At 44.2% G+C, this 15,709-nt stretch carries 12 protein-coding genes; 3 read left to right on the plus strand and 9 right to left on the minus strand.

Translation table 11 applies throughout. The features are described 5' to 3' along the window. The 4 genes from JCM15548_RS18545 to JCM15548_RS18560 form a co-directional block, all read right to left on the minus strand. Positions 1–393, minus strand: a 393-nt coding sequence (locus JCM15548_RS18545; RefSeq protein ID WP_157482949.1) for a hypothetical protein, incomplete at its 3' end; no start/stop codon positions are given. A 144-nt stretch (positions 394–537) separates the two neighbouring features. Beyond that, the gene (locus JCM15548_RS18550) at positions 538–1,149 is read right to left on the minus strand and encodes an HmuY family protein (protein WP_062128441.1); all 612 of its coding nucleotides are present in this window, start codon (positions 1,147–1,149) and stop codon (positions 538–540) included. Positions 1,150–1,167: 18 nt separating this feature from the next. Further along, positions 1,168–1,650 carry a TonB-dependent receptor domain-containing protein gene (locus JCM15548_RS25870; RefSeq protein ID WP_062128444.1) on the minus strand — a complete coding sequence of 161 codons (483 nt, stop codon included), beginning with the start codon at positions 1,648–1,650 and terminating at the stop codon, positions 1,168–1,170. Further along, on the minus strand, positions 1,617–3,296 hold the full coding sequence (locus JCM15548_RS18560) for a TonB-dependent receptor (RefSeq protein WP_062128446.1): 1,680 nt from the start codon (positions 3,294–3,296) through the stop codon (positions 1,617–1,619). Before JCM15548_RS18560 ends, JCM15548_RS25870 begins: the two co-directional genes overlap by 34 nt. 635 nt (positions 3,297–3,931) lie before the next feature. Between JCM15548_RS18560 and JCM15548_RS18565 the strand changes: the two genes are divergently transcribed. From JCM15548_RS18565 to carB, 3 genes are all read left to right on the plus strand, one after another. Beyond that, positions 3,932–4,684 carry a hemerythrin domain-containing protein gene (locus JCM15548_RS18565; protein WP_162198285.1) on the plus strand — a complete coding sequence of 251 codons (753 nt, stop codon included), beginning with the start codon at positions 3,932–3,934 and terminating at the stop codon, positions 4,682–4,684. Further along, positions 4,671–5,279, plus strand: coding sequence for a response regulator transcription factor (locus JCM15548_RS24695; RefSeq protein ID WP_062128449.1), 609 nt, complete (start codon positions 4,671–4,673; stop codon positions 5,277–5,279). Before JCM15548_RS18565 ends, JCM15548_RS24695 begins: the two co-directional genes overlap by 14 nt. A 309-nt stretch (positions 5,280–5,588) precedes the next feature. Further along, positions 5,589–8,801, plus strand: coding sequence for a carbamoyl-phosphate synthase large subunit (gene carB, locus JCM15548_RS18575; protein WP_062128451.1), 3,213 nt, complete (start codon positions 5,589–5,591; stop codon positions 8,799–8,801). Here carB and JCM15548_RS18580 read toward each other — a convergent pair. The 5 genes from JCM15548_RS18580 to JCM15548_RS21810 form a co-directional block, all read right to left on the minus strand. Continuing rightward, positions 8,791–9,402 carry an MBL fold metallo-hydrolase gene (locus tag JCM15548_RS18580; protein ID WP_262487149.1) on the minus strand — a complete coding sequence of 204 codons (612 nt, stop codon included), beginning with the start codon at positions 9,400–9,402 and terminating at the stop codon, positions 8,791–8,793. The two genes, carB and JCM15548_RS18580, sit on opposite strands and share 11 nt — an antisense overlap. Next, positions 9,336–9,914, minus strand: coding sequence for an MBL fold metallo-hydrolase (locus JCM15548_RS25875; RefSeq protein ID WP_262487150.1), 579 nt, complete (start codon positions 9,912–9,914; stop codon positions 9,336–9,338). Before JCM15548_RS25875 ends, JCM15548_RS18580 begins: the two co-directional genes overlap by 67 nt. Positions 9,915–9,987: 73 nt before the next feature. Then, entirely contained in the window at positions 9,988–12,522 is a 2,535-nt protein-coding gene (recD2, locus tag JCM15548_RS18585) for an SF1B family DNA helicase RecD2 (protein WP_062128453.1), read from the minus strand. A gap of 114 nt (positions 12,523–12,636) precedes the next feature. After that, a complete protein-coding gene (locus JCM15548_RS18590; RefSeq protein ID WP_062128455.1) occupies positions 12,637–14,745 on the minus strand; it encodes a sensor histidine kinase in 2,109 nt (702 codons plus the stop codon). Positions 14,746–14,939: 194 nt separating this feature from the next. After that, entirely contained in the window at positions 14,940–15,191 is a 252-nt protein-coding gene (locus JCM15548_RS21810) for a hypothetical protein (RefSeq protein WP_157482951.1), read from the minus strand. Positions 15,192–15,709: the final 518 nt, after the last annotated feature.

Consider the following 15,709-nt stretch of genomic DNA (forward strand, 5'->3'; position numbering starts at 1 on the left):
CTTCCGTAGTTTGAAGAAACAGTTTTTTCTTGTCGATTTGGCTACGGGTATAATTGAACAGGCTGCGGAAATTGGCAGAGCTTTATTCTCCATCAGGTCGGTGATGTAATCGAGTGCTTTTCCTTCGAAATTGGTGAGGTTGTATTCGGGGTTGGTGGCATCGGCTATGTAAATTCTTGTGCCTTGTTCGGATGCTTCCCTTATCTGGTCGAGCTGTTCGGGCGAAATGTGCACCCCGTGCCCGCGGATAAGACCAAGCGGATAACGGCTAAGTTTGTTCAGGTCTTCCAGTTCCAGGGGTTCAATTTTTATCCATTTACTGGTATTGGCCCGCATCATTTTCTCAACGGTAAAACCGGGGAAGGATACTACTGCGATTTTGGTAGGGGACATTAATTTGGAATACAATAACCAGCAGGTAAGTAAAAAAACACAAACCGCAACGACCCCAATTACTCTTTTCGATCTGAACATAGATATATTTTTAATGAAATAATCTCCCTGCCGGAAGCAGGGAGATGGATTAAAACAAATATTCTAATGCAATTGAGCCACTTCAAACCCAACATGTCCGGTCACACCATCGTCATTTGTGTATTGTGTAAAATTGACCTTATAGATATCTTCCCCATTGGCTGTTTTATAAATGTATACCGGTGAATGGAGATATACAGGGGGCATTACCAGGCTGCCATCGGCATTGGCCTTGAACTGGATAACCTGTGAAGTTGAAAGTATAATTTCATAGGTCTTGCCATGACTTCTTTTTGTAATGGCCTTATCTGTTTCAAAAACAGCGCCTGCGGGTACTGTTTCAAGAGAAGCGAAGGTGATGCTTTCATCGCAGGTGAAAACGCCGCCTTTTGAACCTATGGAAGTTGCAGCGCCACTGTTTGTTCGTATGAAATAGCGCTGAACTGCAATGTCCCAGTCATCCCTGGCAAACCAGGCCGCATTCGATGTTGAATCTTCTTCGCCTGAACCAATGATTCTTTCTTCCGAAAAAGAGTAATAATGCCAGGTGGTTTTAGAAGTTGCGTCAATGTTAACTGTTTTTGTTTCGCCCGTTTTTGGCTTTGGGTCATCCTCTTTGGTACATGAAATCAAGGTAATCAGGGATAATCCGAAAAGGTAAATTGTCTTTTTCATTTAATTACATTTTAAAATTTATCTGAATTTATAGCGTAAGCCAGCCAGGTATTGCCTGCCGGGATTAGTGAAATATACATCGCTGAAATTGAATATGTTATCGCATTTGAAGGTGAACTCCAATAAGTGAGCATTTATCCTGAACGGTTTTATAAAAGTTGCTTTCCAAATATTATATGATTTTGATGAGTTGCTGATAGTCCGGTCAATACCCTCTTCATCGGTTTCCATATATTCATTAAGGATGGGTGAGGTCAAACGCCCTGTAAACTGAAGGGAAAATGGGCTTTGCACGACTTTCCCATTCCATGTTAGGGCAAAGGTGGCGCTGTGTTTTACATTGCTGGTCAGTTGCAGTCCGGTGCTGTTGTCGCGTGCATCGCAATAGCTATAGGTGCTTTTCAAAACCAATTGCCGGAGTAAGACATACGATATGTTGAAATCGATTCCCTGAAGGGTAGAACTGCTCACATTGGTATAATACCGGTCGGGCTGTCCCAAAGGCTTATTACACGGTAGGAAGTGATTTTGTCCCTTATCTGGTTAAGATACCCTGATAGGGAAGCATTCAGTGAGCCTCTGGTGTATTCAACGGATAAAGAATTATACAAGCCCTTCTCGGGAATAAGATTGGGGTTCCCGTAAACCCAAAACGAACCGTTGTGGTTGAAATTATAAAACAACTCCTGCAATGACGGTGCCCTGAAAGCTGTTCCTATACCACCGCGCAATACAAACTTTCCGGTTTTGAACATGAGGGAGAGTTTGGGCGAGAGTGCAGTGCCGAATTGTTCGTTGTAGGTAAACCTTCCTCCCAATATACCCTCAAATCCTTCTATAAAGCTATATTGATATTGTGCAAAAATATTGCCATCACCTACGCGCTTCACCGCGGGGTCGGGCCCCAGTATTTTGGAACTATCCGTTGATATTTCTTCATAATTGTATTCAATTCCCGCAACAGCTTCCCATCTTTCTTCGGAAGAATAGGTATTTACCATGCGGCTGGAAATGTAGGTTATATCGTTTTGCTTTTCCAGCTGGTCGTCTTTCCGCTCCATCACATCGTACTTATAAAACTTGTCAAAGTTGATGCTGGCGCTCAGGTTGTTCCTTGCATTTGCTGATGAAACGGAAGTATTTCCGCCAAGTGTAACTTTTCTTTCCAACCGATGCACTGCGTTCATCGATTCCGGAAAGTTGAACAACTCATGCTGAAAAAGACGGTTATTCAGGTCTATAGAAACATTTGGTGAGGGCTTATAGCTTATTTTCATATCTGTTCCGTAATCGGTATGGGGTTTCGACATTGCACCTTCGGGTAGGTCGTACCCATCGGTACGGTTTCGGAAAATGGATGCCGACAAAGTGGTTTTAGCCAGGTTGCTGCCAAAGTTCAACTGTGCCTTATTCGTATTATGGCTTTGCAGGCTGGTGCTGATACCCCCTTCAAACCTGTGCACCGGTTTTTTGGTGATGATATTGATTACGGCCCCCACGGCATTGGAACCATACAGGGCTGAGGCAGCGCCATTTACCACTTCAATGCGTTCAACGGTATTAAAGTCGATCTGATCGAGATTGATATTCCCACCCGCACCTTCAGAAACCAATCGTTCACCATCAACCAGGAACAGAATGTATCTTGAGTTTAGTCCCCTGATTCTCATGTTGTTTCCCATGGCATTTGACGAACTAACCAATCCGGGGATATTGTCCTGAAGTATTTCCATAGGCGAAACTGCGCCCGCCTTTTGGATGTCCGCTTCGGTAATAACAGTGGTTTGTACAGGCACATCGGCAAGCCTTTTGGGTGTGCGTGTGCCGGTAACCACCACCTGTTCCATATTGAAAAGGTCCTGTTCCATTAAGTAGGTCTTCGATACACCCGGTTGCACAGTATCCGTTATGGTTTTGTAACCAACAAATGAAATGGCTATTAAAGCCCGATTTTCTATGGGGTTATCAGCAATACCGTTTTCTGAGCTTGTCCGGTAATATTTTTTTCCGGTTGTAATTTCCTCGAAGCACAGGTTGGCAAAAGGCAGAGGGGCATTATTGCCGCGATCGTAAAGGGTAATGTTTACGCTTTGCGAAAAGGTGGCCTGAAAAACGACAAGTAAGAATAGCAAAATGCGGTACCTCATATTTTTATCTAAAATCATTACAAAAGTTGAATTATATATTCCGGGTCAAAATTAGAAGGAAGGAAGTTGCCCGGCAATCGTTATTAATCATGAAATTTGGGCTTATGGCAGTGTGACTATTGGTTTTGGAAGTGATCTGCAGGGAGGAAATTAAAATATTGAAAAACAGCAATAAATGGTGTATTTGTGAATTCTTTTGCGATGCCAAAACCCTTGGCACTCATTATTATTGATTAATAAAAAGTAATGAGTGCCGGGGGTTGAGTAATGAAATGTGCCCTTTAACCCTTTGGAAGCATACTAATTTTCCAAATATTTTAAACCTGTCGGTTTGTTCAGGCATGTGATTTTTGGGTTAATTCACTTTATTGAAGCGCTGAAAGTGTGCCGAAAAAACGAATAGGAAAATGCAAATCATAACATATTGGGATTTTACAGAATATGGCAAACCTGTACATTTGTTATATGATGTCAACATCTGGCAACAGCTTGCAAAATGAAATATCAACTTCTGATGAATCATAGTCAAACGCGTATTGTTCAAGGTGCCATATCCTATATTTGGCCTATAGTATTGGGTATGATTGTTTTAAATGCGGCTTTGATTGTTTAGTATGGAATCCAACATATATGTAATGAACAAGAATTTACCTTTTACAGCCCATACGAAAATGGCCGATGTCATTCACATGGATTATCGACTTATCCCGATAATCGGAAGGTTTGGCATTGATTATGGTTTTGGGGGCAAAACAGTTTCGGAAGTATGCGAATACCATTCTATTAATGTTTGGTTTTTTCTGGAAATTGTAAATTCCTATCATAACCAGGCATATTTTCCGAAAAAGCAATTGCAAAATTTCAGTGCACAACTGATCATCCAGTACCTCTGCAATACGCATACCTATTATCTGAAAACAAAAGTCCCCGAGATTGAAGGCTATATTGACAAAATGGAGAAAAACGTCTTGGAGAAAAACGTAAAAAACATTCAGCTTCTCAACGATTTTTTTAAAGAGTATAAAACAGAACTTCAAAATCATCTGGAGAAAGAAGAGGAGAATGTATTTCCGTATATTATTTCTTTAGAGCGCTCTTTGGAAGAAAAAATCATGCCGGTTGAATTGGTTGAGCGAATAAAAAAGGAACCCATTGAAGCTTATGAAAGAAGTCACGACAATGTGGAATTAAAGCTGGGCGACTTGAAAAACCTGATCATGCGGCATTTGCCACCAGTGTTTTGCAAGGCGCTTTGCCAAAAACTTTTGACGGAATTGTTCCGATTGGAAGCCGATTTGGAAGACCATGCAAGGATTGAAGAAAAAGTTTTAATACCCAAAGTAAAGCTCCTTGAACAAAAAATCCTTGAAGCCTGTGGAACAGAATGATGTAGTAAAAATAAGAGTAGTAATTGCAGCCGGTCAATTCTTATACAGACTTGGTATTAAAACCATAATCAGTGCAATTGGGGTTGAACCGGATCTGTATGAGACCAATTGCTTCAAAAGCACGAAAAAATGCTTGCATACCACCCCTGGTGCAGATTACGTGGTTATCCACGACGATATTTTACCCGAACCCAGAAATATTAACCTAAACGAAATAGGCAAACTTTGTCCGTGCGGTAAAATATTGCTCATCGGGAACGATCCCATTGAAAATTGTCCCTGTGCCAATTTCGCCCTGAACATTGAAAACCAAAAGGAAATGGTTGAACGGTTTCAGGAGTTCTTTTATGAACCGGAAACAACCAGTTCATGTAATATTAAGGAGCAATTGAGCGAAAGGGAAATCGATGTGCTAAAAGCTGTGGCCCATGGATGTTCAAACAAGGAAATCGCGGACAAGCTATACATCAGTACAAATACTGTAATTTCACACCGTAAAAATATAACCGATAAACTGGGTATTAAAACCATTGCCGGATTAACTGTTTATGCTATCATGAACAATATTATAAAACCGGAAGAGGTTAAAAATTAAAATGTGATGTATTGGTCTTTAAAAACCGAGCACTTTTTTATTTTTTTCTGCTATTGCGTTGGACCCGATTGCCGAAGCTTAACAATGTATTATTTATTACTACTCATCTCCTTTAGATCACTTTTTAAAATTTGACAAAGCGCTTGTTGGTCAGTGCCTTATGCAAATAATCCACGAAACATACTTTCAGATTGTTATTTTTCGCCGGATTTTATTAATATTGTATCCGTTTTGGAGTGAAAAATTCTATGATTTAAATCATTTTCCGCTTCATGAGATCCTTTATTAAACAGTTAAAACTTCATTAAAATGCCAAAACGGGACGACATTCACAAGATTCTTATCATTGGTTCAGGACCCATTGTAATTGGACAGGCCTGCGAATTTGATTATTCTGGAACACAGGCTTGTAAAGCCCTGCGCTTATTGGGGTATGAAATTGTGCTGGTTAACTCCAATCCTGCTACAATTATGACAGACCCTGAAATGGCTGACTATACCTATATTGAGCCACTCAATGAATATGCGGTTACAGAAATCATTAAAAAGGAACGTCCCGATGCGCTTTTGCCCAACCTGGGTGGACAAACGGCGCTGAATCTTTCACTGGATCTGGCCAATAAAGGCATTCTGGAAAAATACAATGTGGAGGTCATAGGGGTTAACCTTAAGGCGATTGAAAAGGGAGAGGACCGTATTGAGTTTAAAAAGTCCATGGCGGAACTCAATATAGAGATGGCACGCAGTGAAGCCGTTGTAACGGTTGAAGCTGCTGAAAAAGTCGCTGAAGATCTTGGTTACCCGGTTGTGGTGCGGCCTGCCTATACCATGGGCGGTACCGGCGGCGGATTGGTCTACAATGTGGAGGAACTGCGGGTTATTGCTGCGCGAGGCATAGCTGCCAGTATGATTGGACAGATTCTGATTGAAGAATCTGTTTTGGGATGGGAAGAGCTGGAGTTGGAAGTGGTGCGTGACCACAACGGCCAGATGATTACGGTTTGTTTTATTGAAAATGTGGATGCGGTGGGCGTGCACACGGGGGACTCGTTTTGTACGGCACCCATGTTGACCATTGATGAAGCTACCCAAATGCGTTTGCAGGAATATGCCTACCGCATTGTGGAAAGTGTGGGCGTCATTGGTGGAACCAATGTGCAGTTTGCGCATGATCCGGATACGGGACGTGTGGTGGTGATTGAAATCAATCCGCGGACTTCCCGCTCATCAGCTCTGGCTTCCAAGGCCACGGGTTTCCCCATTGCACTTATTTCTGCTTTGCTGGCGTGTGGACTGACACTGGATGAGCTGCCTTACTGGAAGGAAGGTACGCTGGAAAAATATAAGCCTTATGGCGATTATGTGGTGGTGAAATTTGCCAAGTGGGCTTTTGAGAAATTTGAGGGACTGAACGATAAGCTGGGTACGCAAATGCAGGCGGTGGGTGAGGTCATGAGTATTGGCAAGAACTACAAGGAGGCTTTTCAAAAGGCCATTCGTTCACTGGAAACCGGACGCTACGGTCTCGGTTTCGCCAAGGACTTCAACACCCTTTCACTGGAACAGTTGATGGAGAAGCTCACTTATGCGACCAGTGAACGCCAGTATGTGATGTATGAAGCCTTGCGCAAAGGCGCTACGGTGGAACAACTGCATGATAAAACCGATATTAAAGCCTGGTTCATTGAGCAGATGAAGGAGTTGGTTGAACTGGAGGAAGAGATACTGACTTACAAGAATCGTCCCTTGCCTGACGATTTGTTTATACAGGCTAAAAAGGATGGCTTTGCGGATAAGTACCTGGCGCAATTGCTGAGCATTCCCGAAAAGGAGATTCGTCAGCGCCGCCTTAAACTGGGACTCGATGAGGCATGGGAGGCTGTGCCGGTTAGTGGCGTGGCAGATGCGGCTTATTATTACTCCACTTACAATGCCCCCAACCAGGTGAAGGTAGCCGATACGAAGAAAATTATGGTGCTGGGCGGTGGTCCCAACCGTATTGGACAAGGTATTGAGTTTGATTATTGCTGTGTGCATGCGGCTTTTTCCATTCGCGATGCGGGTTTTGATTCCATTATGGTGAACTGTAATCCGGAGACGGTCTCCACCGATTACGACACGTCCGGAAAACTGTATTTCGAACCGCTGACGGTAGAGGATGTGCTCAGTATTTATGAAAAGGAAAAACCCTATGGGGTGATTTGTCAGTTTGGCGGTCAGACCCCATTGAACATAGCCGATGAATTGCAGGCCAATGGGGTGAATATCATCGGGACTTCTCCTGAAACCATTGATCTGGCGGAGGACAGGGATCAGTTTCGGAAGATCATGGAGAAACTGAATATTCCTCAACCGCCTTCCGGTATGGCCAGCACGGAGGAGCAGGCCATTGAAATCGCTGCCCGCATTGGCTATCCGCTGATGGTGCGCCCTTCGTATGTGTTGGGTGGACGCGGCATGAAAATAGTGCTGGATGAAGCGATGTTACGGCAATATGTGAAGGCGGCTTCTGCGGAAGTATCGCCCGACCGGCCCTTGTTGATTGATAAATTTTTAGAAGACGCCATTGAGTCTGAAGCGGATGCCATTGCGGATGGAACCGATGCCTTTGTGCCTGCCGTGATGCAGCACATTGAGTATGCCGGGATTCACTCGGGCGACTCGGCCTGCGTTATTCCGCCGGTGGCCATTACGGAAGAGCAGATCAAAACCATCGAGGAATATACACGGCGCATTGCCATTGAGATGAAGGTGGTGGGTTTGATGAATATTCAATATGCCATTTACGATGGCGAGGTGTATATTCTGGAGGCGAATCCGCGCGCTTCGCGCACGGTTCCTTTGGTCTCCAAGATTTGTAATATCCCCATGGCCAAAATTGCCACGGAGATCATGCTTGGAAAAAAACTGAGTGATTTTAACCTGAAGAAGCCTGAATTTGCTCATTTTGGTGTAAAGGAGGCGGTATTTCCCTTCAATATGTTCCCGGATGTGGATCCGGTTCTGGGACCGGAGATGCGGTCGACAGGTGAGGTGTTGGGCATGGCCGACTCGTTTGGACTGGCTTTCTTTAAATCTCAGGAAGCGACTAAGCTTAGGTTGCCGGTTGAAGGGAATGTGTTGATCACGATTGCCGACCGGGATAAGGATAAAATAGTGGAAGTGGCGCAGAGTTTTGTCGATATGGGTTTTGGCATCATTGCCACCAAAGGGACCAAAGCGTTTCTGGCTGAAAATGGAATTGAAGCCAAAGAGGTGCTGAAAGTCCATGAAGGTCGCCCCAACATTGTGGACATGCTGGTGAATAGGGAGATTCAGCTGGTCGTTAATACACCGGCCGGAAAGCAGAGTGAATTTGACGATTCCTATATCCGAAAAAATGCCATCAAACACAATGTGCTTTACATTACGACTACAGCGGCTGCTAAAGCTGCCACGGTGGGCATTAAAGAGCGTTTGAATGGTAATTATGCGGTGAAGTCATTGCAGGATTACCATAAAGGGATCCGGTTTATCGGGTAGTTGCCTTAATTTCCCACCAATTATTGGTCGGATCTACGCCTGGGATTACTTTTTCACCCATGATGGGCGTAACCAGTTGAATGTTGTTGGCTGCTGCCTCACTTGCCACCATTTGAATGGATTCATCCCAGGGGTGTAAGGCTAAATCAAAGACTCCCCAATGGGTGGGAAGCATATGCTCTGTACCAATGTCCTGACATAATTGAATGGCCTCGTGTGGAAACAGGTGGGTCAAAGGCCAGCCTTTGTTCCAACCATCTATTTCCACAAAGGCCATGTCAAATGGTCCATATTTCTCTCCAATTTCTTTGAGATGCCGGCCGTAGCCGGTATCTCCACTGGAAAAGATGTTTTTTTCTGCTCCCCTTACAGCATAGGAGGCCCACAGGGTCTGGTTTCGATCGTTATGACTCCTTCCGGAGTAATGGATGCCAGGGAGAGCGGTTATGGTTATGGAGCCATAGGTGGTTGGCTGCTCCCATCCCAATTCGGTGATATGGTCCTTTGGAACACCCCATCCCTCCAGTCTGGCACCTACGCCAAGCGGCGCAATGAATTGTATTTCTCTGTCGGCCAAAAACTTGATGGTGGCCGTTTCCAAATGGTCGTAGTGGTCGTGTGTAATGATGACAAGGTCGATCTCCGGCAGATCTTCTCGTTTAAGGGAGATACATCATATCTTCTGGTAATGATGGGAAGGGGCCCTGCATTTTCGAATACCGGATCGAATAAGATGCGCTTTCCATCCAACTCAAGTAGGACGGTGGAGTGACCCAACCAATAAACGGCATATTCAGAAGGTGTTTCCGAAAAATCATTTTTGGAAAGCATCTGCTTGGGCAGTGGAAATTGTGGTGCGTTGGGAGAGGTTTTAAAGAACCGGGCAAAGCCCGGATCGCCGCCGGTGGTTTGTTCAGGGTTAAAGATTAGTTTTTCCGGACTTATAAATTCATTGCGCTCTGTGGAATAATAGGTCAACTCTGAGAATTTAGCATGACGATTTTCCAAAGCATCCATTTTCCCAAATTGGTTCGTCATAATATAGACCATACTACCCATCACCAACAGAAGTAGGGCTATGGCCCAAATGCTTACTTTATAAATTCTTTTCATGTGACCTATTTTTGTTTTAAATGTAAAAATATTTTTCACCACCACAAATTCCAATGAGCTAAAGTCTGGGTTATTATTCCTGAATCAGGGTTTTGAGCATGGTTTTTCTGGAGCGGTTGTCAATGTTACGCACGGCTATGCCAAGGGCTTTTCGGGTGCCGACAAAGATGGCCATCTTTTTGGCGCGGGTTAAGGCGGTGTAGATGAGGTTTTGATAGAGCATGTTGAAGTGCTGCAGGACCACCGGAATGATGACCACATCGAATTCACTGCCCTGTGATTTGTGAATGGTGATGGCATAGGCCAAATCCAGGTCTATGATGTCTTGTTTCTCGTAATGGACTTGTCTGGTTAGGGGGCCCGACTGGTAGGTGACTTCCAGGGTCATGGTTTGATTGTCAATGGCTGACAGGCGACCGATATCGCCATTGAAGACTTCCAGGTCGTAGTTGTTTCTGCGCTGAATAACGCGGTCGCCCAGGCGGAAAATACGTTCACCAAACTGCATTTGGGCTTTGTTGGTATCCTGGGGGTTAAAGGTGTTTTGCACCAGTAGATTGAGGTTGCGCGTACCCATACTCCCTACGGTCATGGGACTTAAAATCTGCACTTCCATTTGGGGGCCCAGTCGTTCTTTTATGGTTTTTGAATAGAGTCGGACAACCATTTCGGAAGCTACAAAGCCGTAATTCAGGCTCGACCAGGGATGAATGCCTTGAATGATGTTTTTTAGGGCGGTGGCGTGATTCTCCGATTTAAGTAAGGTTTGAATATCTGCGTGCAGGTAGTCATTGGGCACATTAAAAACATAGGAACGAACGCCGGTTTTTCTGATTTCTTCAATCTCGGATTCCGTGGTGTTTTCAATAAAAATATCCTCTTTCTGGGTCACCGTTTTGTAGCTGTCGGTGGCACCGTCCGGTGCTTTTTCACGGACATAGGCGACGCCCGTGTTTTGAATGACGTAGCGCATCGACTCGGTGATCTTCTTAATAAAAAGCATTTGTTCCTTGGTGGCTTCTTCTGAATCGATGAAGAGACAATCGGTCTTTTCTTCCCAAATACCAGGGGTGTTGACGGGGGATTCTATTTTGGGTATTTGTCGCTGAATGATTTGGTGGGCAAATTTGATGATGTCGCTTTCTTGTGCCTGTCGGAACACCTTTCTGAGATGAATGCAGGGAACCCGGGTACTTTCGATCAGGTCTTTTAGTACATTTCCGGCCCCTACAGAGGGTAACTGGTTGGGGTCGCCAATAAATAATACCTGAGCGGTTTTGGGGATGGCTTTTAGCAACGATGCCGATATGGAAATATCCAACATGGAGCATTCGTCAATAATCACAAAGTCCGTGTCTAAGGGATCCTCCTGATTCTTTTTAAACTGTCCCGTATGCGGTTGCCAGACCAATAGGCGATGAATGGTTTGGGCATCTCTGCCAATGACTTCGCTCATGCGCTGGGCTGCCCTGCCCGTAGGGGCAGCCAGGGTGATGCGTTTGTTCATGGCCAAAAGCAATTTGACCAGCGCTTTGGTGGTTGTGGTTTTGCCACAACCGGGGCCGCCTGTTAAAATGGAAAAGCTTTGTTGACAAGCGCCCAATACGGCATCGAATTGCTCCTCACTCAAGGGAAATTCCTGCTGCTGATTATAAAGATTCAACCATTTTTTGACTCTTAGGGCATCTACATGGACGGTCTTTTCTAAAAAGGACTGGACCATTTCTGCTGTGTGTAACTCGTCGTAATAGAGTGATTTGGAATAATAGCATTTAATATCCGGCTTCTTGTCTGTTTTCAAACGGACTTTCAAATCATTTTCCGCTTCCATCAGGTGGATGTTGGTAACCACCAGATCGGCGTAATCGGCATCCAGCAGCGTTTTTACATCGGTCAGTATTTGCTCCAGTTCCAAATAGCAATGTCCCTGTTCCCTGCTGGCGGCTAACACGTGACTGATGGCTGCCCGCAGGCGTTTGGGACTGTCTTTTTCAAGGCCCATGCTCAAGGCTATTTTGTCGGCCGAAAAGAAGCCAATGCCATAAATGTCCTTCGACAATTGATAGGGATTGTCCTGCACTATTTTGATGGCCTCGTTGCCATAGGTCTTGAATATTTTGACGGCAAACAGGGTGCTCACCCCGTATTCCTGCAGAAAGAGCATGACGTTTCTGATTTCCCGGTGCTCGGTCCAGGATGATTTAATCTGGTCGAGCTTGGCCTGTGCTATGCCGGTGACTTCTTTCAAACGTTCGATGTCCGCTTCAAATACCTCCAGCGTTTCTTTGCCGAAGTGCTTCACAATGCGTTTGGCGATTTTGGGACCCACGCCATAAATCAAACCGGAACCAATGTATTTTTCCAAGGCGGAGGCACTCGCCGGCTTCACTTCAAAGGTCTTGTGTGACTTGAACTGTTCACCATATTTGGCATGATGCGTCCATTCTCCCTCAAATTCCATGGTGGCGCCGGCAAACACATTGGCCTGATGCACCGTTACGGTCTTTAACTCATGCGGCCGGTCCATCGGACTCACTTTGAGCACGGTCCAACCATTTTCCTGGTTGTGATAGGTAACGCGTTGTATAATGCCGGTGAATTTTTCCATATCGGCTTTAAAGTTATGATTTTTCAATTTAATAGGCTGCGCAAAATATGGGGGAGTAGGATAGGGGGCTTTAAATTTTCGAATTGCGGATAGTCTGAGGATTGAATGTCTGGCTTATTTAACCTGAATGACAACCCTTGTTCCTGCAGCGTTTTGATTATTGTCATACAGATCGTTTACCACAAAATGAATTCTTGTACCCTTTTGTTGGTTAAATAGCAGAATATATTCCTCCATTATTTTCAATCCTTTTCCCAACGATTGCGATTGCACCTTCTGAGCTGCAGCCCGCCCAATGCCGTTATCCTCAATAACTATTAACGGCGACGTCCCAGATCCGGTAATTGAAATGCTCACCTTTCCGCCTTCTCGTTTTTTGGAAAGTCCATGTTTTATCGCATTTTCCACAAATATCTGGATCATCATTTTGGGTACCTCAATTGAGCCATCCACTTTATTGTCAACTGTTAGCTCATAGTTCAGGCGATCCCCAAATCGAAAATGTTCAATCTCCAGGTACTTTTGAACAAAATTGATCTCATCATCCAGACTTCGGGATGATTGCACCGTATTGTTAAGCGTTAAGCGAATGAGGTCTGCCAAATTGGTAAAATACTCATACGCTTCCTCTTTCCTGCCTTCCAGTATTGAACCCCCAATAGCATTGAGCACATTGAATGTGAAATGTGGATCTAATTGATTATAAGCTGATGCCAGTTGAAGGTTGTGCAATCGCTCTCTTTCTTCAAATCGTTTGGCTACAACCTTTGCCTGAAGGTTCAAAATAAAGTATCCGAACAAATTTACAACAGCAAACACCAACATCCAGAAGGGAACTTTGAGAAAATAATAGGGGTTTGGATGCGTTTGAATAAGATACAGGCTATCATCAGTAAAAATAGAAATAGCTGCTATCTTGTCCTTCCCCGCAAGTTTTGGAGTAAGTCCCCAGATAACCTGACTAAATGACGGTATCCCATGAATGGGATAAAATTGGTGGTCGGGCATTTTAATCACATATTTACCGTTGGGAGCGTTGTAATATAATTTAACCATGCCCTCAGGCATGTTTAAATCGAGCTCCATCGAATTGAACTCGTGTACAGGAACTTTCTCAACCATTGCCAGTTCAAGGTTTTGCGTGTAATAGAAAACCCTACCTTCAAATCTGTCTTCAAGATGAATCAATGAATCATTTGCCATTAGATCCAAGCGATACCTGTTGCCCTGGCCCGAAGGAGGTAATTCAAGTGAACGCAATAGTTTTCCCCGATGGTTGTACAAGCGCAGCGTCTGGTTCTTAAAGCGGGTTGTCTGCGAACTATTCAACACAGCAATAATGCCGTCACCTCCATTCTCCAAAACTTGCACTCCAGTAGCGGTGTAACCTCCCTGCACCGCAATTGGCTTGAAGAGAAAACTCAGGTCATTGTTAAAGGCCATGACGTATGAATTCTGATCGTGAAAGCTAAATCCTGTTGTATCAGAAATGTTATAGGGCGCAGAACTATTGCCAAAGATTTCTTTTCTCCCGTCTCCATTAATGTCCCTGAAAACCAAGTGCCCGGATAAACAGTTGCCGTCCGTATTGGATTTGAGCAGGGAATTAGAAGCCGGACAGTACTTATATAACTTTCTGGGAGACTGAGAGAAACCCGCAAAGATAGATACGTAAACTTCATCTATACCATCTCCATCTGTGTCACTCGTGAAGATTCCGTATGTGTAATCATAACCGTTGTTGCGGTTTAATCTTATTTTGTCAAGGAAAACGCGTGTGTTGTGGTATCGGATATGATGCTCGCCCTTAATTTTAGATAGATTTACGAGGTTTAAATACAAAGAATCATTGCTTAAGGTAGTCACAGCCAAATCATCATAGCCATCATTGAAAAGATTACCGGTGGCCAGGTTAGACGCAAATGGTGAGATACGACCCCAAAGGTTCACCTGTCCCAGCAAATGACCGGTACCACTATGAATTACAATGGAAGCTGAGCCGGAAAGACGGTCATTCTTGAGATGAAGAAACTCACTATAGCCACTTTTGTTGAGATCGGCATAAATAATCCTGTCGGAATCCCAAAGGTTTGAGACAATTCGGTGATCCAACTCAAATCGATAACGGGAAAAATCAATTGGAAGCAAAACCACTATTAATATAAAAATGGGGATACTAATGAGCAATGAAAGAAACCAGGGGGTCTGCAATTTTTTTTTCACACGTAGGCAGTTTGTTTGAGTAATCAGCAAATTAAAATATCACTCCTTACTGAATAATACATTTAACCGTTCCATACCACTCTTGCTCAATTTAACCTGGTGCGCGGTCCCATTCCAACGAAGGGTACAACAACGCCTTTTTCGTGATATTTCAGAAATTAACCTTGAATTTACAACACCAGACCGGGAAACCCTCACGAAACAATTCTCTCCAACATGGCCTCAATTTTCCCAATATTGACAGTCACGTGGTGCAAGCGGCTATCAATGGTCCGGATGATGGTGTAGACCTGATCGGCCTCCAGATAAGCAATTTCCTCAGGCTTAAACACGATATACCCTTCCTGGGTATTAAAGCGCAATACAGCATTTTGTCTGGAGTGCTCTTTTTGGTGTGCCGTGCATGGTAAATAACTTGGTGGTGCAAGTCCACTATGGGGGTTCATAATCGCCAACCATTAGCCAAGGGCAAGGGTGTCCATCGCGAGGTGGAATCTGAAGGAAGCCTACAGGCAAAGTCCTGCCCCGAGGAACACGAATCACATTAGGCACAATCGGTGGGATGAGACTGCCAAACAAGTCAAAGTCCAAAGATTATGCGGACACCGAAGTGTAAATGTGGCGGGGACATGGGATGAAGGTTATTTATCTTACCACGGGAGGTCTCATGGACGTGTGGAAACGGAGTATGAAACACGGAGTAAAACTTGCCATGAGAAGTCAGCAGAGGCCATAGTACCACTAAACTCCTCAAGGTGGGAAGGGCTGAACCTTAATGAGTGAGTAGTCAATGAAAGTTACCAACATGAAGGAAAGAAAGCAGAAAATCTTTGCATCATCAAAGACCTGTCCACGGAAAGATAGGACGGCATCCGACGGATATGTGGAAGGGCAGACCTTCATGTGGATAACTGAAAACAACCTCACCACCAATGATTATTGCTTAGGAAACGGATTCTTAGAA

This window comes from Geofilum rubicundum JCM 15548, assembly GCF_000974365.1.
In the GTDB taxonomy this organism is placed as follows: domain Bacteria; phylum Bacteroidota; class Bacteroidia; order Bacteroidales; family Marinilabiliaceae; genus Geofilum; species Geofilum rubicundum.